The sequence below is a fragment of the Pseudarthrobacter sp. H2 genome (assembly GCF_050157045.1).
GTDB lineage: Bacteria > Actinomycetota > Actinomycetes > Actinomycetales > Micrococcaceae > Arthrobacter.
On the sequence record NZ_CP189594.1, the window covers coordinates 5,218,794 to 5,241,966 of the forward strand.

General features: G+C 66.5%; 28 protein-coding genes and 1 pseudogene. 13 read left to right on the forward strand and 16 right to left on the reverse strand.

What is annotated here, in order from left to right; translation table 11 throughout:
• Positions 1–400 precede the first annotated feature (400 nt).
• Positions 401–715, reverse strand: a complete 315-nt coding sequence (locus ACQCSZ_RS24175; RefSeq protein WP_427006104.1) for a YegP family protein — start codon at positions 713–715, stop codon at positions 401–403.
• An 826-nt stretch (positions 716–1,541) separates the two neighbouring features.
• Between ACQCSZ_RS24175 and ACQCSZ_RS24180 the strand changes: the two genes are divergently transcribed.
• On the forward strand, positions 1,542–1,778 hold the full coding sequence (locus ACQCSZ_RS24180; RefSeq protein ID WP_427006105.1) for a hypothetical protein: 237 nt from the start codon (positions 1,542–1,544) through the stop codon (positions 1,776–1,778).
• A gap of 456 nt (positions 1,779–2,234) precedes the next feature.
• Positions 2,235–2,975 (forward strand): ankyrin repeat domain-containing protein, encoded by a 741-nt coding sequence (locus ACQCSZ_RS24185; RefSeq protein ID WP_427006106.1) that lies wholly within the window; start codon positions 2,235–2,237, stop codon positions 2,973–2,975.
• 138 nt (positions 2,976–3,113) lie between these two features.
• On the opposite strand, the gene ACQCSZ_RS24190 is transcribed toward ACQCSZ_RS24185, so the two are convergent.
• Positions 3,114–4,022, reverse strand: coding sequence for an NADP-dependent oxidoreductase (locus ACQCSZ_RS24190; protein WP_427006107.1), 909 nt, complete (start codon positions 4,020–4,022; stop codon positions 3,114–3,116).
• A gap of 920 nt (positions 4,023–4,942) precedes the next feature.
• Here ACQCSZ_RS24190 and ACQCSZ_RS24195 point away from each other — a divergent pair.
• A complete protein-coding gene (locus ACQCSZ_RS24195; RefSeq protein ID WP_427006108.1) occupies positions 4,943–5,509 on the forward strand; it encodes an NADPH-dependent FMN reductase in 567 nt (188 codons plus the stop codon).
• Between the two features lie 275 nt (positions 5,510–5,784).
• On the opposite strand, the gene ACQCSZ_RS24200 is transcribed toward ACQCSZ_RS24195, so the two are convergent.
• From ACQCSZ_RS24200 to fdhA, 3 genes and pseudogenes are all read right to left on the reverse strand, one after another.
• Positions 5,785–6,336, reverse strand: coding sequence for a flavin reductase family protein (locus ACQCSZ_RS24200; RefSeq protein ID WP_427006109.1), 552 nt, complete (start codon positions 6,334–6,336; stop codon positions 5,785–5,787).
• A 1,026-nt stretch (positions 6,337–7,362) separates the two neighbouring features.
• Positions 7,363–7,644, reverse strand: a pseudogene (locus ACQCSZ_RS24205) (transaldolase family protein); the annotation flags it as partial.
• A 176-nt stretch (positions 7,645–7,820) separates the two neighbouring features.
• Positions 7,821–9,032, reverse strand: coding sequence for a formaldehyde dehydrogenase, glutathione-independent (gene fdhA, locus ACQCSZ_RS24210; RefSeq protein ID WP_427006110.1), 1,212 nt, complete (start codon positions 9,030–9,032; stop codon positions 7,821–7,823).
• Between the two features lie 370 nt (positions 9,033–9,402).
• Here fdhA and ACQCSZ_RS24215 point away from each other — a divergent pair, with 370 nt between their 5' ends.
• Positions 9,403–9,585: a hypothetical protein gene (locus tag ACQCSZ_RS24215; RefSeq protein ID WP_427006111.1), complete on the forward strand. Its 183-nt coding sequence runs from the start codon at positions 9,403–9,405 to the stop codon at positions 9,583–9,585.
• Positions 9,586–10,259: 674 nt separating this feature from the next.
• On the opposite strand, the gene ACQCSZ_RS24220 is transcribed toward ACQCSZ_RS24215, so the two are convergent.
• The 6 genes from ACQCSZ_RS24220 to ACQCSZ_RS24245 form a co-directional block, all read right to left on the reverse strand.
• On the reverse strand, positions 10,260–10,565 hold the full coding sequence (locus tag ACQCSZ_RS24220) for a hypothetical protein (protein ID WP_427006112.1): 306 nt from the start codon (positions 10,563–10,565) through the stop codon (positions 10,260–10,262).
• A 44-nt stretch (positions 10,566–10,609) separates the two neighbouring features.
• Positions 10,610–10,984: a hypothetical protein gene (locus ACQCSZ_RS24225; RefSeq protein WP_427006113.1), complete on the reverse strand. Its 375-nt coding sequence runs from the start codon at positions 10,982–10,984 to the stop codon at positions 10,610–10,612.
• Between the two features lie 515 nt (positions 10,985–11,499).
• A complete protein-coding gene (locus ACQCSZ_RS24230; protein ID WP_427006114.1) occupies positions 11,500–11,751 on the reverse strand; it encodes a hypothetical protein in 252 nt (83 codons plus the stop codon).
• Between the two features lie 115 nt (positions 11,752–11,866).
• Entirely contained in the window at positions 11,867–12,280 is a 414-nt protein-coding gene (locus ACQCSZ_RS24235) for a hypothetical protein (protein ID WP_427006115.1), read from the reverse strand.
• On the reverse strand, positions 12,273–12,857 hold the full coding sequence (locus ACQCSZ_RS24240) for a hypothetical protein (protein ID WP_427006116.1): 585 nt from the start codon (positions 12,855–12,857) through the stop codon (positions 12,273–12,275). Before ACQCSZ_RS24240 ends, ACQCSZ_RS24235 begins: the two co-directional genes overlap by 8 nt.
• The gene (locus ACQCSZ_RS24245) at positions 12,848–13,450 is read right to left on the reverse strand and encodes an RNA polymerase sigma factor (protein ID WP_427006117.1); all 603 of its coding nucleotides are present in this window, start codon (positions 13,448–13,450) and stop codon (positions 12,848–12,850) included. Before ACQCSZ_RS24245 ends, ACQCSZ_RS24240 begins: the two co-directional genes overlap by 10 nt.
• Before the next feature lie 248 nt (positions 13,451–13,698).
• Between ACQCSZ_RS24245 and ACQCSZ_RS24250 the strand changes: the two genes are divergently transcribed.
• The 6 genes from ACQCSZ_RS24250 to ACQCSZ_RS24275 all read left to right on the forward strand — a co-directional run bounded on the left by ACQCSZ_RS24250 (position 13,699) and on the right by ACQCSZ_RS24275 (position 16,368).
• On the forward strand, positions 13,699–14,160 hold the full coding sequence (locus ACQCSZ_RS24250; RefSeq protein WP_427008445.1) for an Asp23/Gls24 family envelope stress response protein: 462 nt from the start codon (positions 13,699–13,701) through the stop codon (positions 14,158–14,160).
• A gap of 58 nt (positions 14,161–14,218) precedes the next feature.
• A complete protein-coding gene (locus ACQCSZ_RS24255; protein WP_214965176.1) occupies positions 14,219–14,398 on the forward strand; it encodes a hypothetical protein in 180 nt (59 codons plus the stop codon).
• Positions 14,395–14,790, forward strand: a complete 396-nt coding sequence (locus tag ACQCSZ_RS24260; protein ID WP_427006118.1) for an Asp23/Gls24 family envelope stress response protein — start codon at positions 14,395–14,397, stop codon at positions 14,788–14,790. The genes ACQCSZ_RS24255 and ACQCSZ_RS24260 overlap by 4 nt, the downstream gene beginning before the upstream one ends.
• Positions 14,787–15,368, forward strand: a complete 582-nt coding sequence (locus ACQCSZ_RS24265) for a DUF6286 domain-containing protein (RefSeq protein ID WP_427006119.1) — start codon at positions 14,787–14,789, stop codon at positions 15,366–15,368. The genes ACQCSZ_RS24260 and ACQCSZ_RS24265 overlap by 4 nt, the downstream gene beginning before the upstream one ends.
• Positions 15,369–15,410: 42 nt before the next feature.
• Entirely contained in the window at positions 15,411–16,031 is a 621-nt protein-coding gene (locus ACQCSZ_RS24270) for a hypothetical protein (RefSeq protein WP_427006120.1), read from the forward strand.
• Between the two features lie 151 nt (positions 16,032–16,182).
• A complete protein-coding gene (locus ACQCSZ_RS24275; RefSeq protein WP_427006121.1) occupies positions 16,183–16,368 on the forward strand; it encodes a hypothetical protein in 186 nt (61 codons plus the stop codon).
• A gap of 511 nt (positions 16,369–16,879) precedes the next feature.
• Here ACQCSZ_RS24275 and ACQCSZ_RS24280 read toward each other — a convergent pair.
• Both ACQCSZ_RS24280 and ACQCSZ_RS24285 read right to left on the reverse strand, forming a co-directional pair.
• Positions 16,880–17,947 (reverse strand): glycosyltransferase family 4 protein, encoded by a 1,068-nt coding sequence (locus tag ACQCSZ_RS24280; RefSeq protein ID WP_427006122.1) that lies wholly within the window; start codon positions 17,945–17,947, stop codon positions 16,880–16,882.
• A gap of 152 nt (positions 17,948–18,099) precedes the next feature.
• On the reverse strand, positions 18,100–18,342 hold the full coding sequence (locus tag ACQCSZ_RS24285) for a hypothetical protein (protein WP_427006123.1): 243 nt from the start codon (positions 18,340–18,342) through the stop codon (positions 18,100–18,102).
• Positions 18,343–18,861: 519 nt separating this feature from the next.
• Between ACQCSZ_RS24285 and ACQCSZ_RS24290 the strand changes: the two genes are divergently transcribed.
• The 3 genes from ACQCSZ_RS24290 (at position 18,862) to ACQCSZ_RS24300 (ending at position 20,998) form a co-directional block, all read left to right on the forward strand.
• Positions 18,862–19,065, forward strand: a complete 204-nt coding sequence (locus tag ACQCSZ_RS24290; protein ID WP_326968500.1) for a cold-shock protein — start codon at positions 18,862–18,864, stop codon at positions 19,063–19,065.
• 586 nt (positions 19,066–19,651) lie between these two features.
• Positions 19,652–19,909 (forward strand): DUF2630 family protein, encoded by a 258-nt coding sequence (locus ACQCSZ_RS24295; protein WP_427006124.1) that lies wholly within the window; start codon positions 19,652–19,654, stop codon positions 19,907–19,909.
• Between the two features lie 867 nt (positions 19,910–20,776).
• The gene (locus ACQCSZ_RS24300) at positions 20,777–20,998 is read left to right on the forward strand and encodes a hypothetical protein (protein WP_427006125.1); all 222 of its coding nucleotides are present in this window, start codon (positions 20,777–20,779) and stop codon (positions 20,996–20,998) included.
• 150 nt (positions 20,999–21,148) lie between these two features.
• Here ACQCSZ_RS24300 and ACQCSZ_RS24305 read toward each other — a convergent pair whose 3' ends face one another.
• The 3 genes from ACQCSZ_RS24305 to ACQCSZ_RS24315 all read right to left on the reverse strand — a co-directional run bounded on the left by ACQCSZ_RS24305 (position 21,149) and on the right by ACQCSZ_RS24315 (position 23,171).
• On the reverse strand, positions 21,149–21,304 hold the full coding sequence (locus ACQCSZ_RS24305; protein ID WP_427008446.1) for a CBS domain-containing protein: 156 nt from the start codon (positions 21,302–21,304) through the stop codon (positions 21,149–21,151).
• A 98-nt stretch (positions 21,305–21,402) separates the two neighbouring features.
• Positions 21,403–22,161, reverse strand: coding sequence for an IS21-like element helper ATPase IstB (gene istB, locus ACQCSZ_RS24310; RefSeq protein WP_427006126.1), 759 nt, complete (start codon positions 22,159–22,161; stop codon positions 21,403–21,405).
• A gap of 41 nt (positions 22,162–22,202) precedes the next feature.
• Positions 22,203–23,171: a Mu transposase domain-containing protein gene (locus tag ACQCSZ_RS24315; protein WP_427006127.1), complete on the reverse strand. Its 969-nt coding sequence runs from the start codon at positions 23,169–23,171 to the stop codon at positions 22,203–22,205.
• Positions 23,172–23,173 lie beyond the last annotated feature (2 nt).

Below are 23,173 nucleotides of genomic sequence, written 5' to 3' on the forward strand. Positions count from 1 at the left end.
CACGACGAAGTTCATCACGGCGGCAACCCAAAGCTGCCTGACTACCTAGGACCACTCGCCGGCGACACGGCCGACGATCTCGGCCCTATCCGATGATCCGGGCGATCCTGGACACCAGCGTATTCATCGCTCTGGAATCCGGGCGCCCGCTCGACCGAAATAACCTGGCGGAGGAGGGCTGCCTGCATCATCACTATCGCCTAGCTCCACGCACGAGTATATGCGGCAACCGACGCTGACTCCCGCGCCCGCCGGTTGGAAACCGTGGAAGCCCTGACCGCCACGACGGTGCTACCCGTCAATGAGGCCGTCGACCGTCAATACACGGTGTTCCAGATCCTTGGAATGAGACGACGACGCCCGCAGCGGTGTCAGGTGTCCGCGGGTCCGGTCCGGGCGTTCAGGCAACCCTGTTCAGGCTCCGCGCGGCCACTGATCGCAGCCTGGCGGTGGAATGGCTGTCCGGGGAAGGCCGGACGATTTGTCCGGTGCCGGGAGCTGCGGGCCGGGATTCCTGCTGCCGGGTGGACGGTTTCGGACAGAGGTCCGTGATCAGGCCCATTCCCGCATACTCGCGCACCGCACTGATGCCGCTCACGGCAGCCTGCTTGTCCGGGAAGGACCTGGAGAGGGCCATCACGGTCCCGTCGGGGGCTGTGATTCTGAACCTGTAGCCAAAATCCTCGTCAACGAAGAGTTCGAAAGTTCCGGTCATTGCGGTCCTCCTGGAGGCGGGCACACAAGCCCACGTTCAACGAGCTGTCTCCCGGGACCGGAACGCCACGCTGCGTTCCTTCCCGCTGGTCTGGCAACTCAATCAGTTGTTCACTGAACGAAAATGTGAAACGCGCCACAGCGTCCCCAACCAACATACGCGGAAGAACCGTCCATTTCCAGCCAACAGAACCGCCGCCTGAACCGTCCGGCCGGTTCCCGTGGAACGACGCGCCGACCGGCCCCGCAGCCGGACGGGGAGGGGCCCCCGCACCACATTTTCCCCGCTGTCCCGCGCCGGACAGTCAAAAGGTGCAGCCTGCCCCGTACGCCCTTCCGATGCCCAGGCGTCCGGGATAGGCTGGATACCTGCCCTCAGGGGCGCTGACACGCGGTGACTCGAACGGCGGGAACACGGCATTCTCCCGCCGCATTGGTTGCGTGGTTCGACGATGACCACGGGACATAACCGGAGGCAACGGCAACGGCCGGAACGCAGCACGCGGACCGGCCCCGGCACCAACGAAGGTGGCAGCACTGTGACCGTGACTCAACCGCGCGGCCGGGGACACCGCACAACCGAAACCGGTCCGCCCCCGGACCTGGCTGCGCCGTACTGCGCCGCCTGCGGCACGGACAGGCTTCTGATCTTTGACGTATTTGTCCCACCCCGGGTGTTGCCCGGAGGGCGGCCGCTGCCGGCCACCGTCAGCTACACCTGCGGCAAATGCGGCCGGTTCAGCAGCCGCACGGTCCCGCCGGCGTGGACACCTCCCGGCTGGCGCTGGTACGTCTGAGGCTCAACCACGGACAGGACGGAACGGACCATGGGGTCAATGGAGCAGTGGTGGGGTCAGCTCGATTCCGCCACCCGGCAGTGGCTGGTGGAGAACCCCGGGTGCGTTATTCTGCCCCGGACCGTGGTCCACGCCATCAATACGGTCATTCACGGGAACCTTGGCGAGGATCAGCACGAGCAGCTGGAACTCTCCGACGAGGACCGGCAGTTTATTCGGTCCAGGGCCGGACAGGAACAAGCCGACGGGCCCGGGATCGACAGGTAACGGCCACGATCGGTACCGCAACGAAAGCATATAATGTGCTTACGGCCTTGATCCGCTTCACGCGCCACATCGTCGCGGAAATTCATGGATCGGCACGCGCTACTTTCCACGAGAAACGTGGCCAGCGCCGCTCCGGCGGGACCGGGCGTGAGCGTCAGTCCGCGAGCCGGGGACAATTGCTACATCGCCGCGTGTGCGGCGTTCCCTCCGTTGACTGCTACAAAGCACTCCCGCAGGAGTTACCGGACCCTGTTCCCCCGGCCTTCGCGGGACAGGGACTGCTGAACAACCAACCGGTCGAGTCCGGCCGGGGGCCGGCACTGCGGTCCTGACGACCCGCCGATGCCCGCGGATTCCTGACAGCTCCGCTCACCACGACGCCGGCCCCCGGCCACGTGGTGAGTGCTCCACAGGTGCCGGGCTGATAGTGCAGCAGCTGAAGAAAGAGGCGTTGCGATGATTGATATTGCGGGTCCGCCCGCTGAGGCCATGGTCCGGGCGATCCACACCGGCGACCCGCTGACGGTGAGGCGGCTGTTGCGTGAGAACCCCGCCCTGGCCGGCGCCAGATTTGGCACCGGCGACCCGCACGGGGTGGCACGCACACTCCTGCATGTGGCCACCGACCCGCCGGGCCACTACCCCCACAGTGCCGAGACTGTCACGATACTCGCCGAAGCCGGGGCTGACGTCAGCGCCCCGTGCACCGGGCCGTACGCCGAGACCCCGCTGCACTGGGCCGCGAGCAGCAACGATGTCGAGGCCCTCGACGCCCTGCTGGACGCCGGCGCGGACATTGAAGCCCCGGGAGCGGTGTTCGGAGACGGCACCCCACTGGCGGACGCCATCGGCTTCGGGCAGTGGCAGGCGGCCCGGCACCTGATCGACCGCGGTGCACGCACGACGCTGTGGCAGGCGGCGGCAACGGGACTACGATCCCGCATCCTCGAGGGCTTCCCCGACGCGGCGCAGCCTTCGCCGGAAGAGCTCAATGCCGCGTTCTGGTACGCCTGCCACGGCGGGCAGTTCAATGCCGCGATTTACCTTCATGGCCGCGGGGCCGACCTGAACCGGATACCGGCGCGGGAAGAGCTGACGCCTCTGGACGCGGCGCGGCGCAACGGTGCCGCCGGCCTCGTCCAGTGGCTTCACACCCACGGTGCCCGGTCGGCCACGGAACCGCGGTTCCCCCGATAACGGCGCATCGGTTCATCATTTCCCCGCGGATCGCATTCGATGCTCCGGCTGGTTCCGGCCGGGTTACAGACACCGAACCGGCTGCCTCAGGAACAGGCCGCAGCAGCGGTACATCAAAGCTGCTGCCAGGTCCGAAGCTCAGCTGACCCTCACGATGTACTTCCCGAGCCCGTGTCCCTGTTCGCTTTTCGCGTGGGCGGCCGCGATGGTCTCCAGCGTGAACGTCTCCGCGACCGGCAGCCTGAACTTTCCCCGCGCGAACAGCTCCGCGGCTTCGGCACGTGCTTCCGGCGCGTGGCCCACGCCGCCGGAAGCGAACCTTACACCGTACCGGGCCGCATCACTGTCGGCGATGGTGATGACCTTATCGGCACTGCCCGTGAGCCGAATAAGGTCCGGCAGCACGCCGGAGCCGACCGTGTCCAAGGCGACATCGACGCCCTGCGGGGCGAGCTCCCGCACACGGTCCACGAGACCCCCGCCGTAAGTCGTCGGGATCACCCCGAGTGACCGCAGGTACTCGTGGTTCTTGTCGCTGGCGGTACCGATCACGGTCACTCCGCCGCCGACCGCGAACTGCACCGCGGCCAGACCCACCCCGCCGGCGGCACCATTGACAACCAGTGTCTGTCCCGGACTCATGGGCAGCAGGTTCAGCGCCCGCCGCGCCGTTTCAGTGGCCATCGGGAAACCCGCAGCCTCTTCAAAGGACAGGCCGCCGGGCTTCTGCGCCCATTCCGCCAGCACGGCGTAATCAGCGGCGGCACCCGAAGCCGCGGTGCCGAACACCGCGTCGCCGATGACGACGCCACCAACACCCTCACCGACCTCGTCCACGACGCCCGATGCGTCCATCCCCACCCCCGAGGGAAGCCTCAAGGGCATCATGCCCGCCAGGGCCCCGCTGCGGATCTTCCAGTCGATCGGGTTCACGCCCGCCGCCCGGACGGCTATGCGGATCTGGCCGGGCCCGGCATGCGGCTCCTCAACCTCGACGATCTTGAGGACCTCCGGACCTCCGTACTCGGCGAACTGGACAGCTTTCACGACATCCTCCTCATGGTGAACCCGGCCAATGCGGGTGCCGCGGCATTTCACGCATCTGACCGGCTTGCTCCCCGGAACCGGTGCCACAGCCCGCGCTTGCTCTCCGCTAGAGCATCGATGACGTCCTGCTTGGACCCGGCAGCCTCGGCCACTCAAGAACCCAGCCGATGTCACGCCACGGGGTTCCAGCGGCGACAGCCGCATGGATCGTCTCGCCAAAGGGCCTTGTCAATGGCCGTGGAAGCGCGGCAGCATTCGCGCAGGTCCTTCACCGGGTCCTTTCCCCAATGGCCGCGCCGCCGCACGCGCAGCCGGGCCCCCTGCCTTGACGGGCGTACCCGCTGACGGTGCGTGGACACGGCTGCCGCCTCTCCCTGGGTGCCTTTCACTTCAGGCTAAGCCGCGCGGTGGAACTGCGCCAGTGGCCAAAGGCTTCCGGCAGGGGCAGGCACGCCCCCAGCACCCGCACGCGCGGACCCGCCACCTTCACCACGGAGAAGAACAGAACCCGCCGGCCAAGGACCGGCTCCGCCGCGCGCCGTCGGACCCGGCCGTCGAACGTCCCGACGTGATTCCATGCCGGGATGAAAGCACCCTCTGAGAGTCGGCCAATTCGAACTGCGACTAATGGCCAACGAAAGCCGACGGACAGCCGGGCATGATCGACCTCATCGCCTCAGCAGCTATCTCTGGAGACATGAATCGGGTCGGACTCCTGAACCGGGCTTTAGGAACACCTTTCTGGGCGATTTCGGACGTTTCTTCGCTTCATCTCCTGAAGTTCCCCTTCCAAGTATCTGAGACACCGCAAACGTACTGCGCAGTCCCCCGGGTCCGGTGATGGCTCCAGCGACCGTCTCAGGGGAAGCGCCCTTCCCACAGTGTTTTAACGGGCACAGGCTGCCATGGAAGCAGGGGAGATGAGGTGCCATGGTGAGGATAGCCATCGTGCTGGGAAGCACCCGCCCGGGCAGGGTCGGGAAGCGGTCGCGGACTGGGTCTATGAGCAGGCGAAGAAACGTTCTGATGCACAGTTCGAACTTGTCGATGTGGCTGACTTTGGTCTACCGCTGCTGGATGAACCGCTCCCGCCCTCCCGCGGGCGGTACCGGAACGAGCATACGAAGGCCTGGGCGCAGGTCATCGCCTCCTTCGACGGATACATCATCGTCACCGGCGAATACAACCACTCCGTGCCGGGGGCACTGAAGAATGCCATCGATTACCTCTACCGGGAGTGGAACAACAAAGCCGTCGGTTTCGTCAGCTACGGCAGCGCCGGCGGGACCCGGGCGGTGGAACATCTGCGGCAGATCGCCGCCGAAGTGCAGATGGCCGATGCCCGCGCCCAGGTCTCCCTGCCACTGGCCACGGAATTCGAAAACTACACCACGTTCACCCCGTCGCCCCCGGCGGTGCAGGGCCTGGGACCGGTCTTCGACCAGGTCGTCGCGTGGGCCGGCGCCCTCAAAACGCTGCGCCCCTGAAGGAGAAAGCGGCTAAAGCACGGCAGGAACCTCCCGGAGCATCCGCCGGCGGGATGCGTCCGGCAGGTAGCAACGGTTCCCTCGTCGGCGCCGCCTGCCGCGACGACGGCGATGTCACCACCGGACTCTGCTGTAACTGTGGTTTCGGCACCGCTCCCAGGCGAGGACTTCATCGAGCACTACAATCACCACAGGCCCCACACGGCACTCAAAGGCGCCTCACCCACCAAACGCGTCACCAACGTACCGGGTTAGTACATCCGGGCGGACAGCTTCTAAAGCGCCAGGCGGTGGTAGGCGGAAGCAAAATGTATGAGCGGGTCCGGTACCTCCGACCCCGGAGCGTCACCGCCCAACGCAACTACCTCTCCTACGACGAGCAGATGCGTAGCCGCCGGATGGATGGCAACCGTTCTCAGCTCGAAGTACGCGATCGATCCGTCGAGGATCACCGATCCGGTGGCCGGGCCACGGCGGTACGGGACCCGGGTCAGCAGGCCCTCAACCGGGGTCCCTGGACTGGCCAGCCAGTCCGCCGCGCCTTGGTGCCTGCTGCGCAGCAGACTCAACGCCCATGTACCCGTCGCGGCGACCGCTTCGCCGATGCGTGAGCCCGCGTAGAGGCTGACCAGCATCGTAGGAGGGTCATAGGAGACGGAGAGAAAAGCAGTCACCGTTGCCGCGTAGTCGCGCTTGCGCAGGGATGTGGAAACCACAGCGACGCCGGCGGAGATGTCCGCGCTGAGCACGCGGTACAGATCGATGTCCGCCTGGGAAGGCTGTTCGCCGTCAAGGCGGTGCGCGTCCAACGTCCCTGGACTCTCCATAAGGTACATCGTTTCACGCGCCGAACCATAGGAGTGCTGTTATTCCCTGCACTGGACATCCCCGCATCAACCTTCTGCGTTGAGCGCCGCTTTTCCCCGTGGCTGCATCGTGGGACCATGCCTGCATGAGCGAAAGTGAAAACAATGGTCCGGCGCCCCCCGCCACTGATGGAGCGGGAAGGAATGACCCGGCGCCGGCAAGCAGAGAACATCAGGCAGCGCCGCCCACCCAGGGGATGCGCACCGTGGGCCAGCGTCGCCGGGATGCGGAACAGAAGCTTGAGGAGCATCAGCAGGAGGCCCGCCACAAGACCGAAGCCGAAGACGGCCCCGGGGAACCCCCGGCGAGCCGGTAACGGCCTTTGAGCGGCTTGAGGCGGGCTTTTCGTCAACGGTGCGTCGGCGCTTGAGGAACCGAAGCGAGGAAGTCCAGGCATTGATTGGCCCCGGACTCATGGCCTGAACGTTCGTAACCGCATACGGTGAACGGCGGCACGTCCTTCAAACCTTGCCGGGAGCAGACAACGACCGCGACCGGAGGAGTCCTGCCGACGCGGCCACCCACAGCCCGCCGCGCAGCGGACGACCCTCTTGACCCCGCCGAGAAACTCAACTGGCATGACACCAACGTAAAGCCAACCCCGAAGGCTTAGCGCCACTGTTCCGCTGCAGGTCAGACCCCAAGTCCGACTGGCCAAGGCATCCATGGGACAACCCGGCACCAAGGTCGGCGATCTCTGCAAAGAATTGGGAATTACCAGGCAGACCCTGTACCGCCATGTATCACCCACGGGTGAACTACGTCCGGACGGGTCCAAAGTACTCTCACACGCCGCCAGGTAAGCCGAACCTCCACCTGGTGCCTATCAATCTCATTCAGGACCACTGTGACGGCTTGATCCAGGACGACCTTGAGTAAAGGAGTGCACCGAATCGGCGACGGAGCGCCGGGAGGAAACGAATCTGAAGCGGCTGATGCCCCCATCATGCGCAGCTGACCTAGCCTGATCACCTTCTACTTTCACGTTAGGCCTTAGTCCCGGCTGCCGCTGCATTCAGGGCTTCCTGAACGTGGTCCAGGAGTTCGTTCCAGCTGGCGACGAACTTGTCCAGGCCCTCGGTTTCCAGCTGGGCGACGACGTCCTTGTAGGACACGCCGAGCTGTTTGAGGTCGTTCAGGACCGTGTTCGCCTCGTCGTAGCTGTCGGTGATTGTGTCGCCGGTGACCACGCCGTGATCGAAGGTGGCGTCCAGGGTCTTCTTCGGCATGGCGCGCCGTTCATCACACAGGCCCAGGGTGTCGGGGTGATCCGCTGCCGGCCCCTGCGCTGCACCCCTGTACGCGGTCAGCCCGGTTCCAGCGGAAACCCGGACCGCGGCGGCGGCATGGGCCGCGGACAGCTACGCGGGGCCAGCCACGGCCCCCATGGTTCCGGGGCGGGTTCTTTGGCGCGCTCTGACCCCGCGTTGCTGTTTTCAGGACTTCAGCTCAGGTAGCCGTTCGGGTTCAACACGTACTTCGTGGCGGCGCCGGCGTCGAATTCGGCGTAGCCCTTGGGCGCATCGTCCAGCAGGATCGGCTTCGCGTTGACGTTCTTGGCGATGTGCACCCTGTCGTGCAGGATCGCGGTCATCAGCTGCCGGTTGTACTTCATGACCGGACACTGCCCCGTGGTGAAACTGAGGGACTTGGCCCAGCCCGTGCCCAGGCTGATGCTCAGCGAGCCCTTCTTGGCCGCCTCGTCCACGCCGCCCGGATCGCCGGTCACGTAGAGCCCCGGAATTCCCAGCGCCCCGCCGGCCGCCGTGACATCCATGAGTGAGTTCAGCACCGTGGCCGGGGCCTCCCCTGCGCCGGAGCCGTGGCCCTTCGCCTCGAAGCCCACGGCGTCGACGCCGCAGTCCACCTCCGGCACGCCGAGGATCTGCTCGATCTGCTCCGCCGGGCCGCCCTTGGAAAGGTCCACGGTTTCACATCCGAAACTCCGGGCCTGCGCGAGCCTTCCCTCGTTCAGGTCCCCGACGATTACGACGGCGGCCCCCAGCAGCTGTGCGCTGGTCGCCGCAGCCAGGCCCACCGGACCGGCACCGGCAATGTAGACGGTCGACCCGACCCCGACGCCAGCGGTGACGGCACCGTGGTATCCGGTGGGGAAGATGTCCGAGAGCATGGCCAGGTCCAGGATCTTCTCCATGGCCTGGTCCTTGTCCGGGAACTTCAGCAGGTTCCAGTCCGCGTAGGGCACCAGGACGTAGTTGGCCTGGCCGCCCACCCAGCCGCCCATGTCCACGTAGCCGTAGGCGCTGCCGGGACGGTCCGGATTCACGTTCAGGCAGATGCCCGTCTTGCGCTCCTTGCAGTTCCTGCACCTCCCGCAGGCTATATTGAACGGCACCGAGCACAGGTCACCCACCTTGATGAACTCCACGCCGGGACCGACCTCCACCACCTCGCCGGTGATTTCGTGGCCCAGCACGAGGTCCGACGGCGCTGTGGTCCGCCCGCGCACCATGTGCTGGTCCGATCCACAGATATTGGTCGCCACTGTCCTGAGGATCGCGCCGTGAGGGACCTTCCGCCCCACATTGGCCGGATTGACGCCCGGCCCGTCCTTGAGCTCGAAACCGGGATAGTCAATGTCGATGACTTCCACCTTGCCGGGCCCTTTGTAGGCAACGGCTTTGTTCCCTTCCATCTTTCCTCCTGACGTCACGGACCCTTCCCGATGAAGGGCCGGCTGTGATTCATGAAGCGTTCTGATGCGCCCTCCAGGGCAGGTACGGGCGGCAGGCCGGACGGCGGTGCGCCTGGGCGGTGGAAGGTGTCGCCAGTCTAGGGCAGAGTCTTCTATTGGTCTACGGCGCGGGTTGACTCCTGGAAAAGGGTCCGCGTCAGCGGATACGGTGCCACCTTGGACAAGGTCCGGGAACCGGTGGCCGCGGACGTCCTTGCATCTTCCTTTGATTGGCCGGGGATCCCGGCGATCTTTCCAGGAACGCGCTTACTGCGGGCGAGGGCGGAGAGGCCCTCACCGATGCCCAGGAAGGGACTGCCCGGCTGCCGTCGTGGATGAATTTGGTGGTGCTGTCGATGCCCGCGATGTGGTCCGCGTCGAGGACGTGACGCAGTCCCGGGATGTACGCGGTGCCGCCGGCACCGGTGCCGAAGACCTCATCCGCGCCCCCAAGGGGGTTCTGCGGGGCTTCATCCGGACGAGGACCGCCAGCCCCCTCAGCGCAGGGCAATGACGACGCCGGCCATGGTCGCCACAGAGGGCCCGTTCCCGACCTGAGGGGGCGTTCCTGATCCTTGGGCCCGGGAAGGCCCCGGAACAAGGGGCCGTACCCATGGAATCTGCGCCCGCACGTTCCCCGGACCAGCGCATCCTGGCCCCTTGCAGGATCGGGGGAGCGTCCAGAGACCGCGCTCCAGTCAGCCTGTCCTCGAGCAGGGCCAGGGCAACAGCCTGTGAGAAGTCCAACGCGCCTGACGTTTGGGCCACCTGGACATCTGGGTGAGTGCGGGGAGCCGAGAGAGTTGCGTCTGTGCAGCCGAAGTCCCTCAGGCTGGCTCCATGCTTTGAAGTTCATGAAGCCAGCCTCTGGGCGATATCCGTCATTCTGAGGGGCAATGACGTGTGGCGTGCCCCCCAACGGGCTGCTGGGCCACGACGTAAAAGTAGGTGCCGGACCTGCACTTTTCCTTGGGTGCCAACAGGAACCCGGGCCAACCATAGTGACCTAAGGGGCTTTTCGAAGAACGTCGCACTGGCCCTGCCGCCCGCCACGGCCAGGGTGATTGTCCCGTTCCGGGCAGATCTTCGCGGATAGGGTCCGGGGTGGAGGTCATGCTCCATGATGGGTTGCTGGAGTGGAAGAGCCAAGCACTTGCAGTGGCAACCGCGCTGATCGGAGGACGGAGGTCAGGTTGCGGCCCGGATGGCCTGCCGCAGTGATACCAGTGACGGTTGTCCGGAGAGGCGTTCCCCCTCCTGGTAGACCCGGCAGGTCACGACCGGCGCCGCTGTGGAGGGAAAAAGGTCTTTCCCGCCGATGCTGAAAGTTGGTGATCCGCGGAAGGAGTGCGCTACGGCCTCGTCCTCGGTGATGATTTCCCGGACGGTGACCAGTTCGGCGTCGATACCCTCCAGTGTCAGGGCGCGGGCGAACAACTCCCCGGCCGGGCCGCTGTTGGGGCAGTCCCGAATGATCAGCAGTTCAATGTCCATGCGTACATTCTCCTGCAACCGGGGCTAAGAGCTGACGTTCGGCCCTAGCGCCAGCGGAAGGCTTCCAGCGCGCGAAGCAGCGGAACGGGGGCATCTTTCAGGAGGTCAACGGGGCGGGTTCCGACCAGGTCCCTGGACGGGGTGACCATCAAGAGCGTGAAGTAGTTGTGCGGGAGCTGCAGCTCCATCGCACGCTGGAAAAGGGTCAGGACCGTGGGGTGGAGCTGCCCTCCGGGCAGGAACTGGAAGCCCGGGCAGAAGGTCCCGTCGTGGATGAAGACGCGGACGAGCTGGTGCATCACGGGTTCGGGGTCGTCCATGAGTTCGGAGAGCCGGCGGCGGACCTGTGCCAGGGCCGGCAGGGTGAATTCAGCCCTGATCTCCTCCCACGTCCGGTTGCTGATGGGTCGGGGGTTCATGGCCGCCGGGCCTGGCCGGCGTCGCTGATGGACTCCAGGAGCCACCGGGTGGAGAGCGGGTTCCGGCGCAGCGTGAAGGTCCGCAGCGCCGAGTTTGAGGACCCGGGGCGGATTATCTGCCCTCCGGGATCGTTTGGGCTGGTCAGTGACGGATGCTGTCGAGAGCTATGTTGGGCACGTATGGCGCTGTGGCGGCGACGACGTCCCAATTCCTTGTGAGACTCGACCTTGCTGGCGTCGCCGCAAGAGGGACCCAGCGCTGGCTGCAACGCTTCTAAGGCAAAACCCGCATCCAGTCCATGCTCTGCCTCGCACGCCGCCGGCTCTTCACCTCGAACCATGTACGCACCGACTCCCGGCAGCCGTGGCTGGACTTCTACGTTAAGCCTGCTGGTCGGCCGTGGGGTGAACGCAGGGCATCTGCAGGGCCAGGATGACAATGAGGCGGTTTTGCCGCTGGGGGCCAATGGGCTGGGGAAGGTCGTTCCTGTGCCGGGTCGGGTGAGCTTCCGGTTTTAGGGTCGGCCATCTTTTGGGATGCGGCCGCGCCGGCGGCTGGCCGCGAAGTAGGCCAGAGAGGCCATGGCGGCGAAGAAGAACACGGTGGCGGGAAGGTAGCTGGCAATCATCAGCATCCAGATGCCGCACAGCAGCAGCGCCGGCGGGAGGAGGATGGCCGTTGCCCAGAATGTCTTGCTTTGGTGGCGGCCGGTTCCGTCCGTGATGCCTTCGGTCGGGTTTTCCTGGTTGTCGGGTTCAGAGTTCATGCCGGTTCCATGCCGATGGGGTAGCGTTCGGGAGTCCGGGTGCGGTGCCGTGGTTCGGAATCGTCGGGCGGATCCGTAACGATGATGGTGGGGTGGCCGTCCTGCGGGTTCTGGATCAGAGGGGCGTGGGAGGACGGGCCGCTGTGGCGGTGGGTGGGTGCTCTATGGCCAGGACCGAGATGTCGATGCGCCCGGGGACGAGGCCGGTGTGGCTGATGGTCCGGGCGATCTGCTCCCGCACGGCCTGGGCGACGTTCAGGGCTGCGAAGGCGATATCGGTGGCGATGTCGAGCTGGACGTCGGCGATGCCGTTGTGGACGGTGACGAAGACGCCGTCGTGCCGGGCGGGAGTGGTACGGGTGTCTGTCCTGCGGAGATTTTGGATTGTTCCTTTTCCCAGGTGGGTGAGAAGGTTTTTCAGGGTCGGTTCGAGCCGGAGGACACCTGGTGTATCGAGGGCGGTGCGGGCAGCAAGGTCGGCAATGAGGCGGCGGCTGATCAGCCGGGCTTCGAGGGGATGCTCAGACATCGTAGAAATCCTCCACGGTGATGTTGACGGCTCCGGCGTTGAGTCCGACGTGTGCTGTGATCATGCCGATGATCCGCTGACGCAGCAGCTCGGCGGTTCCGGGGATGTCGGTGCCGGAGGCCACGGCGATTCGAAGGTCCACCGAGATGCCGGCGGTCCCGGCCGGGCGGGGGTCGTCCGCGGTATCCGGGTCAGGACGGACGCGGCAGCGACGGCCCCGTACTCCCGCAAGGGCATCGGCGCCGAACCAGATGACTGAAGTGATGGCTTGTTCGCTGATCGTGATGCCCCCCTGGCCAGACCGGTAGACGGGCAGCCGGCTGCCCCTCCGGACTTCGGCACGGGCCACGTTCATGATGGCGTCCTTGACGGCGTGATGGGGCTGCAGGGAGGCGTCTTCTGCATCGTTGTCCCGAAGCGTGCGGGCGGCCTCGGCGAGCTTTGCCAGGCTGGCCCGTGCCGTCCGGCACTGGGCGCAGCCGTTTTCATGGGCGGTGGGGGGCTGGCTGATGGTTGCCCAGACCTCGTCGATGCTGCGGCCACAGCCCAGGCGGGGGATGGTTTCGTCTATTGCCATTGACTCATCCTTTCCGCGAGTTGTGCGCGTGCTCTGGCGAGGCGGCCTCTGACCGTCGGTTCACTGACCTTCAGCGTTGCGGCTATTTCAGCGTAGCTGCGTTCGTGGATTTCCCGCAGGAGCCAGCAGGCGCGCTGCCCGGGCGGGAGGGTCAGCAGCGCTGTGGCCAGGCCGTCGATCTCGCAGGAGATTTCCGCTTCGCGGGCGGGATCGCCTCCGGCTCCCGGTCCGGTGAAGGAATCCGCGGTTGTTTGCAGCGTTACCGGTTCCTGGACGACCTCCGCCTGACTGGACCGTCGACGCAGACTGTCCAGGCAGCGGTTGGTGGCCATCTGGTAAAGCCACCCGCTGAAAGCCTCCACGCTTGTCAGCAGCGGCAGCTTTCTCCAGCAGGCCACCAGGGTGTCCTGCACGACGTCTTCGGCCTCTCCCCGGTCATGGAGCATCCGGAAAGCGAGACGGAAAAGTCTGCCCTGATACGCCTCGACGAGGTATTCGAAGGCGTCCAGGTTGCCGTCCTGGGCCCGGGCGACGACGGTCGCCTCGTCCAGATCCTCGGGCCGGGTCAGGACAACGGGTTCATGCTCATCCATCGTCACCGCTATCCCCTTTTGCCCCCGAACCGCGCCACCCGGGTTCCGGGGCTTAAGACCAATATTTTCAGACGGGGACGGTAATGGGAATGCCCGGTGCGGGGGAAGCAGGGACAAAACAGTTTGCCTTTCCGCGTGACGTTTGGTGGTGACGTGCGTCTTTAACCATGTAGGCAACATCGCATCGGTTGATTGAGGAGATGGTTCCCGTGACAGAAGACCCGCAGCTCCCAGGACAGTCCGGCGGCATGGTGGCAACCCAGGAGGAGCAGAAACGGAACGCCCCCGTTGAGACGCGCCGCACGACTGACCTGCTGCACACGGACCGGGGGGATACCACCATTGAGGAAACCGTGGTCCAGAAGCTGGCCGGCATGGCCACGCGTGAGGTTCCCGGCGTGTATGCGATGGGCAGCGCTGCCCGGCGCGCGTTCGGCGCGATGACCGAGCGGATTCCCGGTTCCCAGACGAATGTCAGCGGCGGGGTGAGCGTGGAGAAGGGCGAACGCCAGACCGCCATCGACTTGAGCATCGTCGTCGAGTACGGAACGTCCATTGTCGAGGTGAGCCAGGGTATCCGGCGCAATGTCATCCAGTCGGTGGAGCGCGCGACCGGTCTGGAGGTGCTGGAAGTGAATGTCCACGTCACCGATGTTCATCTGCCCGAGGATGAGCGGCCCGAAGAGGACGCCAGGAAGCCTCTGGAGTAACCACCTCACCCGCTCCGCCGCGTTTCCGGGCGGTAACCGATTTTGGAAGGAGTGCCGCATGTCCACTACACGATGGTGTCTGGCCATCGGTCTGGTATTAGGAATCGTTTTGGCCTTCGGAGGTTTTACAGCCCTGGTGATAGCGGTCCTCTTTGGCCTGATTGGGCTGGTAGTGGGCCGTATTGCGGAAGGGAAACTGGATCTGCAGGCCCTGTTCGGCAAAGCATCCAGCCGATGAAGACCCCCGCAGCACCTGCCGGCTCCCGGGACCTGGATTCGCGGGGGCGCACTGTCCTTGACCGGAAGGTGGTGGAGAAGATCGCCGGTCAGGTCGCCAGCGAAGAGTCCTTTGCCGGCGGGTCCTCCGGAGGGTTTCTGGGCATCGGAGCACATTCGGACTTTTCCGCCCGGCCCAAAGTCACGGTGGAGCTTGCGGGCAATATCGCCGCCCTCAGCGTGGAAATAGGGCTGCTCTACCCGGTACCGCTGCGCCAGGCAACCGAACAGCTGCGCCGCCGGATCAGCGAACGAGTCAACGCCCTGACCGGGGTGGAGGTACGCCAGATCGACATCACAGTGTCCTGGCTGAAACCTGCCGATGAAACCACCGGCCGCCGGAGGCTGTTATGAGCCGGCACGATGGGAAATCCACACCCCTGCGGCACCGTCCCAGCCGGGCTGTTCCTGCCCTGATCCTGGGAACGCTGCTTCTGGCCGCCGGCGTGGCACTGGTATGGGCGGCAGTGGCCCGGCTGGTCACGGGTTCGTGGCCGGTGTATCTGGCCGGCCCCCGGGACTGGCTGGCCGGTTTGACCTGGAACGATCCGGGAGTCTGGGCCGTGGGGGCTGCGGCGGCGGTCGTGGGAGTCGTCCTGCTGGCGGCAGCACTGGTTCCGGGCCGCTTTAACGCCTTGCGGCTGCAGGCGCCCGGGGACGGGGGGCAGACCCCGGTGGCGGGCGGGCAGGAGATTGTCATGACGCGGCGGGCCGTTGCGCGGTACGCGGCGGCGCACTGTGAATATGTCGACGGCGTCGGTTCAGCATCGGCCACGGCCTCGGCACGCGCGGTCCACCTGAACGTGACCACGGCCCTGCACGAAACAGGGGAGCTGCGCGGGCGTGTCATTGCCGTGGTCAGGGAACGCCTGGCCGGTACCGGGCTCAACCCGGTCCCGAAGGTCACGGCGTCCATCCGGTCCAAGGAATGACCGCGGCAACCATCCTCCCGCATTCCGGAAAGAAGGCACCCCATGCGACAACACGCCGGAGCGCTGAACCGCACCTGGCTGGTCATCCTTGGCATTCTCGCCCTGGCCGGCGGCGTCCTGATACTGCTGGTCGCCAGCGGAACGCTGCACGCCATGAGCCCTGCAACGGTTCCTGCAGAGAGTCCCGTCGTGACAGGGGACCTGCACACGGTCTTCGAGCCGGCCCCTGTTACGGCCATTGTCCTGGTGGCCGGGGTTCTCATGGGCGCCCTGGGGCTGTTGTGGATCCTGGCACAGATTCCACGAAGGAATCCCGCCGACAGGTACCGGCTGCATCAGGACCCCGCCTCCGGAACCACGCTATGTGATGCCTCGGTGCTGGGCGCCGCGGTGGAAAACCAGATCAATACCCTGCCCGGGGTCGTGGGTTCCTCGGCGCTGCTGCGCGGCACCGCCAGGGAACCGGATCTCACGATGAAAGTCACGGTCAACAACCGCGCCGACATCCAGGACGTCCTCCACAGCATCAACACCAGGGTCATTCCGGACCTCTCCACGGCCCTGGAGACACCGCTGCGGCGGACAGGAATCCAGCTCGAGGTCAGCGGCCGCAACGCCGTTTCCGGCACCACCGTGGAGACCACCGGAACCGTCATCTACTAAGAACACGTCCGCCCGATGGTGCACTGTGTTCCGGAGTCCTGGAAGCGGCAGACGGGTTTGTGACTCGTCGGTTTAACCCTCCGGACCGAACTTCTCCCTGCGACATGAAGGAAAAACCTGTGACAGCTACTGCGCCCAACCTGGCTTGACCGTGACCGCCGCTGACCGTGAAAGCACGGACCGTCAGCTCGACGAGGCAGTGGATGCCGCCCGGATCCAGGCCCTGAGCGAAGGACGCCACGGCATTCTCGTCACCCGCCACGGACATGATTTCTTCACGGTCGCGCTCAGTGACGCCGTACCCTTCGGCCTGACCCGCGAACACCAGGCGTGGTGAAGCAGGCCTGAGGGCCGCCGGGTCGCAGCCCGGGACCGGCCTTCGTTTCTCCCGTTGGTATGCCCGTCAGGTCGCCGGCCGGATCATCCGGTCCGGCGGCTGCCCGTGCTGTCGTCCTGGGGTATGTCCATCTGGAAGCCGCAGCCGCAGTGCAGAACTTTCGTTCCCAGGTAGAGCTCCAGCAGACTTACGGAGGGTCTGTCTGCGTGCATCCGCGCATGGATACTGCGAAGGTCACTGCCCTGGATCTTCATCGGTTCACCGCAGTGGAGGTGGCCGCGGCCGTATACGCCTGCGCCACCCTGTGCCGATACCTGCCGCCCGCATAGGACCAGCGCGTTGATCGGCTGATGTCAACTGCTTGGAGAGTGCGGACACCTCACCTGACTCATCGGCTTACGGTCGGCCCACGTGGGCAACGTCTGTTGTCCGGGCTGATGGCGTACTCCTTGGCCGAACGCGCGGCACGGGGCTGCTTCCTCATCCTTGCATCAGCGGCCGACCTCCCTGTTCAGAGGAGGGAGCTTGCGTCCAGCGGTGCGCGGGCGTCGGCCGGGGCCGGAACGCCAGTGAGGGCTTCCTCGTAGAGCCGAAGGTGTTCGGAGACCATTCGTTTGGCGCTGAAGCGCGTTGCGGCCGCACGCCGGCATCCGCTGCGGTCCAGCGTTCCCGCCTCGTTGAGGGCTTCCGCGAGTTCGCGGATTCCGCCGCGCAGGAATCCGGTTGCGCCGTCGTCGATGATTTCCGGGGCGGAGCCCCGGGGTGTGGCGATCACCGGGGTGCCGGCGGCCAGGGACTCGATCATGACCATGCCGAAGGGCTCGGCCCACTGAATGGGATTCAGAAGGGCCACGGCGCCTCCGAGCAGCGCGTACTTCTCCGCCGTGTTCAGTTCGCCCAGATACTCCACGTCCGGCCCGAGCAGCGGCTCGATGACGGTGCGGAAATACTCGTGCTCGTCCCTGTTATGCATTTTCGCCGCGATCCGCAACGGCAGCCGGGCCAGCCGTGCGGCCCCGATGGCCTGGGGCAGGCCCTTGTCGGGGTGCATCCGGCCCAGAAAGCACGCGTAGCCCCCCTCGCCGCGTCCCACGGGAACCGCGCCGGTGTCGATGCCGTGGTGGATGACCCGGCTGATCCTCAGATCCGGGGCGGAACGGGCCTGATGGTGTGAGATGGCAATGAGCGAGGCTTCGGCAGCCATGGCCTGGTAAATCCCGCGCAGCCCTCCGGTCAAGGGTCCGTGCGCGGTGGTGATGAGAGGTGTTTTTTCCGGCCGGTGCCGGTACAGGGGCCCGGCGAGAGTGTGATCGTGGACCAGGTCGACGCCGTCCAGGCCCTCGTAGGCGAACACACTGTGCCGGAGCTCGTCAGAGCACGCGCCCATTGTTGCAGGATCCGCTACAGGAGCACCGGGAACCTTTGGAACCGGACAGGTGCTGCCGGCCGCGGCCGCCAGCAGCACCTCGTGTCCTGCTGCGGCCAGCCCCCGGGCCAGGACATCGACGCTGGACTCGATGCCGCCATACGCCGGCGGGGGCACCGGGATCCACGGCGGAGCGATCAGGCCGATGCGCATCCCGGCCCTCCCCCCGGCCGGGACCTGGCGGCCCTTGCCGTGCTGATGATCATGTCCTGCAGCTCATGGAAGGATTGCTGGCCCGCGGCGTTGGTCATGCCTCAATGTAGAGCCGGCCACGCCGCGGCACAACCATAGCCCGGGGGCGGGTGTTATTCGGGTATTTCCATTTGGAAGCCGCAGCCGCAGCGCAGGACCCGGGTACGCAGATAGAGCTCCAGGACTCCTTCGGATGTCTGCTCTGTGGTCATCGGGGCGTCAACGCTGCGCAGCCCGGAGCCGGCGGCGTGCACCGGTTCACCGCAGTGGATGTAGCCGCCGCCGGACTGCAGGACCTCCGGGGTCTGCTGCGGTCCGGGCCGGTTCAGAATGGCCGCGATCTGCGGGAAAGCCACGGAGCGGCCGTGGTCATCACCGCATCCGGCGCAGGTGTACGTAACCCCGGCCGTTCCCGGCACAGGGGGGTGTGGGTGCTTCGATGGAGTGGATGCCCAGGGGCCTGCCGGTGTGGCACCTAAAGCACTGCAGGTGCTCTCCTCCGGCTGATGTGCGCCGTCCGGGAGGTATGGATCGGAGATGGTCGGCATTGGCCTTTTCCTTTGAAAGGGAGGCTTTCTGCCTGTCTGCTGGCGCCGTACTCCCGGTTCAGGCTAGACCCGGATCTGTTGCCGGGCAAGCATCCGAGATCTCCACGGCCCGATGATTCCGGATCCGGGGTCCTTTGCCGGCCGTGTACCCCGCCATCGCCACGGCCTGCCCGGATGATGGCTGCGACGCCCAGTGATGCGGCCCCCCGCAGCCCTGACCCTTGCACGGCAGGTTCCGGGCCCGTAGCTTGGGGGCAGCGGAAGACACCTTCCGCCACGCCTGCCCTGAGAGCCGGCGGAGAAGCACAGTCACCGGAGGACGCAGCGATGGCAACAGGCACGGTTAAATGGTTCAACGCCGAGAAGGGTTTCGGCTTCATCGCCCCCGACGACGGGTCAGCGGATGTTTTCGCCCACTACTCAGCAATCGCCAGCAGCGGCTACCGCTCCCTGGAGGAAAACCAGAAAGTCCAGTTCGACATCACCCCCGGCCCGAAGGGCCCGCAGGCGGAGAACATCCACCCGATGTGATGTCCGGACCCGGACAACAGCAGCACACCCCCGGGCGGACACCGGCCCTGTGGGCGGGACGAACCATGCACGGATCCCCGGCGCGGCAGGGCTGCCGGAATGGCTGGCCGGCGGGTGAATCACGGCGTCGAACATCAGGGCCTGACAACGCGCCATCCAGGGATACCGTCCAGGCCCTGGCCGCCTGATTTCACGAAGGACAGTGTTTTCCTGCCCTTCCCCGGACGTATCCTGAACCGCTATCCGGACAGCCCGTACCCGGACCAATCCAAGGAGCAACACATGACCCTACCGCCGCAACGGGAGCCTGAACCGTTTCCTCCCCAGCCGGAGCCAACACCGGGTTCCCCCGACCCGACAAATCCGTTTCCTCCCGGTCCTGGTCCGGTACCGGACCCGGCTCCCGGTCCGGTCCCCGGTCCCGGGCCGGGGACGCCGAATCCCGATCCGACCTTCAGGCCCTAAGACCCGCGCAGCAAGGACGGCAGGATCCGGCCCGGTCCGGCGGCAGGAAACGGCGGCGGCGGGGTCGGGAGGGCGGCGCCCCCCCAGGTTGTCCCCGAGGAAGCATCAAGGAGTGGCAGGGATGGATAATCAGGACATCCTGGACCGGATCCGGGCCCTGGTCGCGGAGGAACATCGGCTCCGCGAATCGGCGGGGCCTGGACCCGGGGACGCCGGCGGGGCGGACGAGGACCGCAGGGCCAGGTTGCGGCGGGTGGAGGAGGACCTTGACCGGTGCTGGGATCTGCTGCGCCAGCGCAGGGCCAAAGAACATGCCGGGGCTGACCCCGGCGAGGCGGCCGCCCGGCCTGCCAACGAAGTAAAAGGCTACCGGCAGTAAAGACTATGCGCCCTCCCATCAGGCGGACCCTGCCGCCCGCTCACTGCCGGGATCAGACCGGTCCCCGGCGGCCCGAAACGGCCCCGGTCCGTAAGAGGTGCGTTTCAGAGGGTTTCAGGTCTGGCGCAAGCGCCCGCGGTGGGATGCCAGGTCAGGCGGGGCCTGGGAGGTCCGGGAGCCATCAGGGTAGGTGGCAGATCCGATGGCCCCATGACCGGCCGGAGGTCGGCGGGATGGAAGCCGGGTCCGGGGCAATGGCGTGTCGCCGCCGGACCCGGCGGTTCCCTGTCTGGGCCGGAGGGCATCATTCACTGCCAAGGCCAGGAACACCCCCAGCCTTACCGGAGGGCCTTGTAAAAACCTTGAAAGCGCACCGGCTGCGGTGGAGCTGTTCCCCTGTCCCGGGAGCACTGCCGGTGCCGGGTTTCGTGGCGGTCTCCTGGCCCGTTCCTGCCCTGGCCGGAACCCCCGCTGACGCCGGAACGGGCGCGGCCATCCGTTGTTCAATACCGCCGTTGCGGTTCGGCCTGGGCACCGTTGGAGGGCTGCACGGGCTGCGTCGAGGTTCAGCAGCCTTTCGCCGGGGCCGCCGTGCCGGTGCAGGCCGGCGCCACTCAGCTCGCTCCGCCCGGCAGCCCCCGGCCCTCCGGCTTCGGGCCAGGCCCGTAAACCGGCCGCTTCCATCATCGCCGGTCACTGATGAACGATGCCCGCAGGGGCCATCGAAGAATCATCGGGGAAGCCCGCGCAGCGCTGTCCGCCGGGTCTGCGCTGTGCTGCCCGGCCACCGGGGCCATGGAGCTCTTGATGCGTGAACGCAGGGGGAAGGCGGAACGGGCCTGCATCAGCGTGTGGCATGCTGGCGCCATGCCGTTTTATCTTGAGTACACCGTCAACCAGACCGCCGGCATCCGCTCAGCCGTGGATGGGGCTGATATCGGGGAGGCGCTTGCTGCGGCCACCGATGCACTGACAGCGGCAGGGTGCAGCACGGCGCTGCTGCGGTTCTGCCCGGATGCCAGCCCGACCGCAGGGGAAGGGGACGTGGTCGCCTTCTATACGGAGACCGGCGGATGGGAACCCGCGTAGGGTCATCCGCCGGGCACCGCAGGCCGGGCCGGTGTGGAGCGGGGCAGGCCCGGAATCCGGCAGCCCGTTTGCGTTTCGTCGCCCGCCAGACCTGGACTGCCGGGTTATGGGCTGCAGGTCCCGTTCCCGGGCCCCGGCGCGGGCCCCTTTTTAGAAGGAGATGAACGCGACGAGCTCGCCGACGCGGTCTTCGGGATAGTTCTTGGCGATATCGGCCTGGCTGAGGATGCCGACCAGGTCATGGCCGTCGATGACCGGCAGCCTGCGCACCTTGTGGTCCTGCATGGTCCTGATCGCTTCTTCGATGGAATGGGAATAGCAAGTTGATTTGGCCCCGGGTTAGTCGCTTGTTTTGGCCCCACCCCGGGTAGGGGTTTCCGGCTTCGCCGCCGGCGCGGCAGTGGTTATCCTTTCTGTGCTTGCCGGGTGGTTTTGAGGCGGTAGGAATCGGTTCCGGTGTTGATGATGTGGCCGCGGAACGTCAGCCTGTCCACGATGGCCGCCGCGAGGCGGGGGTCGGTGAAGGTCTGGCCCCACTCGCTGAAGTTGGCGTTGGAGGCGCAGTCGATGGAGGCCCTCTCTTCCCGGGCGGTGATGATCTGGAAGAGCAGCTCCGCGCCGTGGGTATCGAGCTTGACGTAGCCCACCTCGTCAAGACACAGCAGGTCCAGTCGGGCGTACTTGGCGACCAGCCGGGACAGTTCCTTGTTATCGGCGGCCTCGACGAGTTCGTTGACCAGCGCCGCGGTGGTGATGTACCGGACGCGGCGGCCCTGCTCGGCGGCGGCGGTGCCCAGGCCGATGAGCAGGTGGGTTTTGCCGGTGCCGGAATCCCCGAGCAGGACCAGTGGCTCGCCGGCGTCGATCCAGGCCCCGCCGGCCAGTTGGGTCATGGTTGCCGGCGGCAGGTCCGGGATCTGGGTCAGGTCAAGGTCCTCGAGCCGTTTGGGCCGGGGAAACCGGGCTTCCTTCACGCGCCGGTCCCGGCGCCGGTCCTCGCGTTCGTCGCATTCAAAGGTCAGCACCTCGGCTAGGTAACCCTGATGGCTCAACCGCGCCCGTGCGGCCTCTTCGGCCATGGAAGCGGCGATCCTGGCGGTCCCGGAGAGGTAGAGGGTTTTGCAGGCCGCGCTGATCGCCGCCGCCGCGGCAGGCTCACTCATGCCGGCCAGCGACGGCCGTGCCGCCGCCGGTCCCGCCGGGCTCACCGTGCACCTGCGGTGGCGAGCAGCCGGTCGTAACCGGCCAGTGAGGGCGCCTTGCGTTCGGGCAGGTGGATGACCCGGTCGGCGAGCCCTTCGGGCAGCGCCAGTGCCGCCGGCGGGAAGGCGGCGTTCGCGCGGGCGGCGATGGCCAGACGGTCCGGGTCGTATTCCGCCGCGGCGATCGCCGCTTCCATCGCAGCGGCTACCGGGCCGGCCGGGAGGGTCCTTGCCAGCAGCAGCACCCCGATCAGGGCCCGGGTCCCGGCGCCGTCGCCGAGCTGGTGCCGGGCCTTGTCCCAGAACCTCTGGTGGGTGGTGGTGAAGGCACCGCTGGCCCGGGCCGCGACCAGGGCGGTGGCCCCGGCCATCGCGCCGGGCTTGCGGGTGAGGACCTCCAGGTAGTGGTCGAGTTCGAGGACGTGCGCGTACTTGTGCACGGCGCGCACGTGGGCGGCGATCCGCTTGCCGTCGGCGAAGACCTCGATGAGCGCCGCACCGATCCGCACGCTGACCCGCCGGCCGGCATAGGTGACCGGCACGGAGTAATAGCACTGCCGGACACAGACCTCGGCCTTGTGGTTGGCCTTGACCGAGACGGTGGGCCCGGCCTCGAAGACATCGGCGGGCAGGGCCAGCAGCTCCGGGGTCTCGGCGGCGGCAGCGGCACCGACGGTGACCGGGCGGGCGGAGATCACCCGGTGGTCGTCCCTGTCCTCGCAGGCAGCCATGAACCCGTTCAGATCAGCCAGGGTCGCGAACTCGGGCACGGGGGTGAGCCAGCGGCGCCGGAACCGGCCGACCTCGCCCTCCACGCCGCCTTTCTCGTGGGCCCCTTCAATGCCCGGGATGCAGAAGAACGAGTCGAAACCGTAATGGGACCTCATGGCGATGAACCGCGGGTTCTCCACCCGCTCCCGGCCCAGCGCCACCCGGATCACCGCCGGGGTCGCTGGTTGAGAGCTGGTCAAGA

What these genes read in the sequence shown, in the direction of transcription:
- ACQCSZ_RS24180 (WP_427006105.1), top strand. Translation starts at nt 1,542, where the DNA reads ATGGGGTCAATGGAGCAGTGGTGGGGTCAGCTCGATTCCGCCACCCGG.
- ACQCSZ_RS24195 (WP_427006108.1), top strand. Translation starts at nt 4,943, where the DNA reads ATGAGGTGCCATGGTGAGGATAGCCATCGTGCTGGGAAGCACCCGCCC.
- ACQCSZ_RS24260 (WP_427006118.1), top strand. Translation starts at nt 14,395, where the DNA reads ATGAAGACCCCCGCAGCACCTGCCGGCTCCCGGGACCTGGATTCGCGG.
- ACQCSZ_RS24230 (WP_427006114.1), bottom strand. Translation starts at nt 11,751, where the DNA reads ATGAACTCTGAACCCGACAACCAGGAAAACCCGACCGAAGGCATCACG.
- ACQCSZ_RS24235 (WP_427006115.1), bottom strand. Translation starts at nt 12,280, where the DNA reads ATGTCTGAGCATCCCCTCGAAGCCCGGCTGATCAGCCGCCGCCTCATT.
- ACQCSZ_RS24295 (WP_427006124.1), top strand. Translation starts at nt 19,652, where the DNA reads ATGGATAATCAGGACATCCTGGACCGGATCCGGGCCCTGGTCGCGGAG.
- ACQCSZ_RS24225 (WP_427006113.1), bottom strand. Translation starts at nt 10,984, where the DNA reads ATGAACCCCCGACCCATCAGCAACCGGACGTGGGAGGAGATCAGGGCT.
- ACQCSZ_RS24290 (WP_326968500.1), top strand. Translation starts at nt 18,862, where the DNA reads ATGGCAACAGGCACGGTTAAATGGTTCAACGCCGAGAAGGGTTTCGGC.
- ACQCSZ_RS24270 (WP_427006120.1), top strand. Translation starts at nt 15,411, where the DNA reads ATGCGACAACACGCCGGAGCGCTGAACCGCACCTGGCTGGTCATCCTT.
- ACQCSZ_RS24255 (WP_214965176.1), top strand. Translation starts at nt 14,219, where the DNA reads ATGTCCACTACACGATGGTGTCTGGCCATCGGTCTGGTATTAGGAATC.
- ACQCSZ_RS24220 (WP_427006112.1), bottom strand. Translation starts at nt 10,565, where the DNA reads ATGGACATTGAACTGCTGATCATTCGGGACTGCCCCAACAGCGGCCCG.
- istB (WP_427006126.1), bottom strand. Translation starts at nt 22,161, where the DNA reads ATGAGTGAGCCTGCCGCGGCGGCGGCGATCAGCGCGGCCTGCAAAACC.
- ACQCSZ_RS24250 (WP_427008445.1), top strand. Translation starts at nt 13,699, where the DNA reads ATGGTGGCAACCCAGGAGGAGCAGAAACGGAACGCCCCCGTTGAGACG.
- ACQCSZ_RS24200 (WP_427006109.1), bottom strand. Translation starts at nt 6,336, where the DNA reads ATGGAGAGTCCAGGGACGTTGGACGCGCACCGCCTTGACGGCGAACAG.
- ACQCSZ_RS24175 (WP_427006104.1), bottom strand. Translation starts at nt 715, where the DNA reads ATGACCGGAACTTTCGAACTCTTCGTTGACGAGGATTTTGGCTACAGG.
- ACQCSZ_RS24185 (WP_427006106.1), top strand. Translation starts at nt 2,235, where the DNA reads ATGATTGATATTGCGGGTCCGCCCGCTGAGGCCATGGTCCGGGCGATC.
- fdhA (WP_427006110.1), bottom strand. Translation starts at nt 9,032, where the DNA reads ATGGAAGGGAACAAAGCCGTTGCCTACAAAGGGCCCGGCAAGGTGGAA.
- ACQCSZ_RS24265 (WP_427006119.1), top strand. Translation starts at nt 14,787, where the DNA reads ATGAGCCGGCACGATGGGAAATCCACACCCCTGCGGCACCGTCCCAGC.
- ACQCSZ_RS24280 (WP_427006122.1), bottom strand. Translation starts at nt 17,947, where the DNA reads ATGCGCATCGGCCTGATCGCTCCGCCGTGGATCCCGGTGCCCCCGCCG.
- ACQCSZ_RS24240 (WP_427006116.1), bottom strand. Translation starts at nt 12,857, where the DNA reads ATGGCAATAGACGAAACCATCCCCCGCCTGGGCTGTGGCCGCAGCATC.
- ACQCSZ_RS24300 (WP_427006125.1), top strand. Translation starts at nt 20,777, where the DNA reads ATGCCGTTTTATCTTGAGTACACCGTCAACCAGACCGCCGGCATCCGC.
- ACQCSZ_RS24245 (WP_427006117.1), bottom strand. Translation starts at nt 13,450, where the DNA reads ATGGATGAGCATGAACCCGTTGTCCTGACCCGGCCCGAGGATCTGGAC.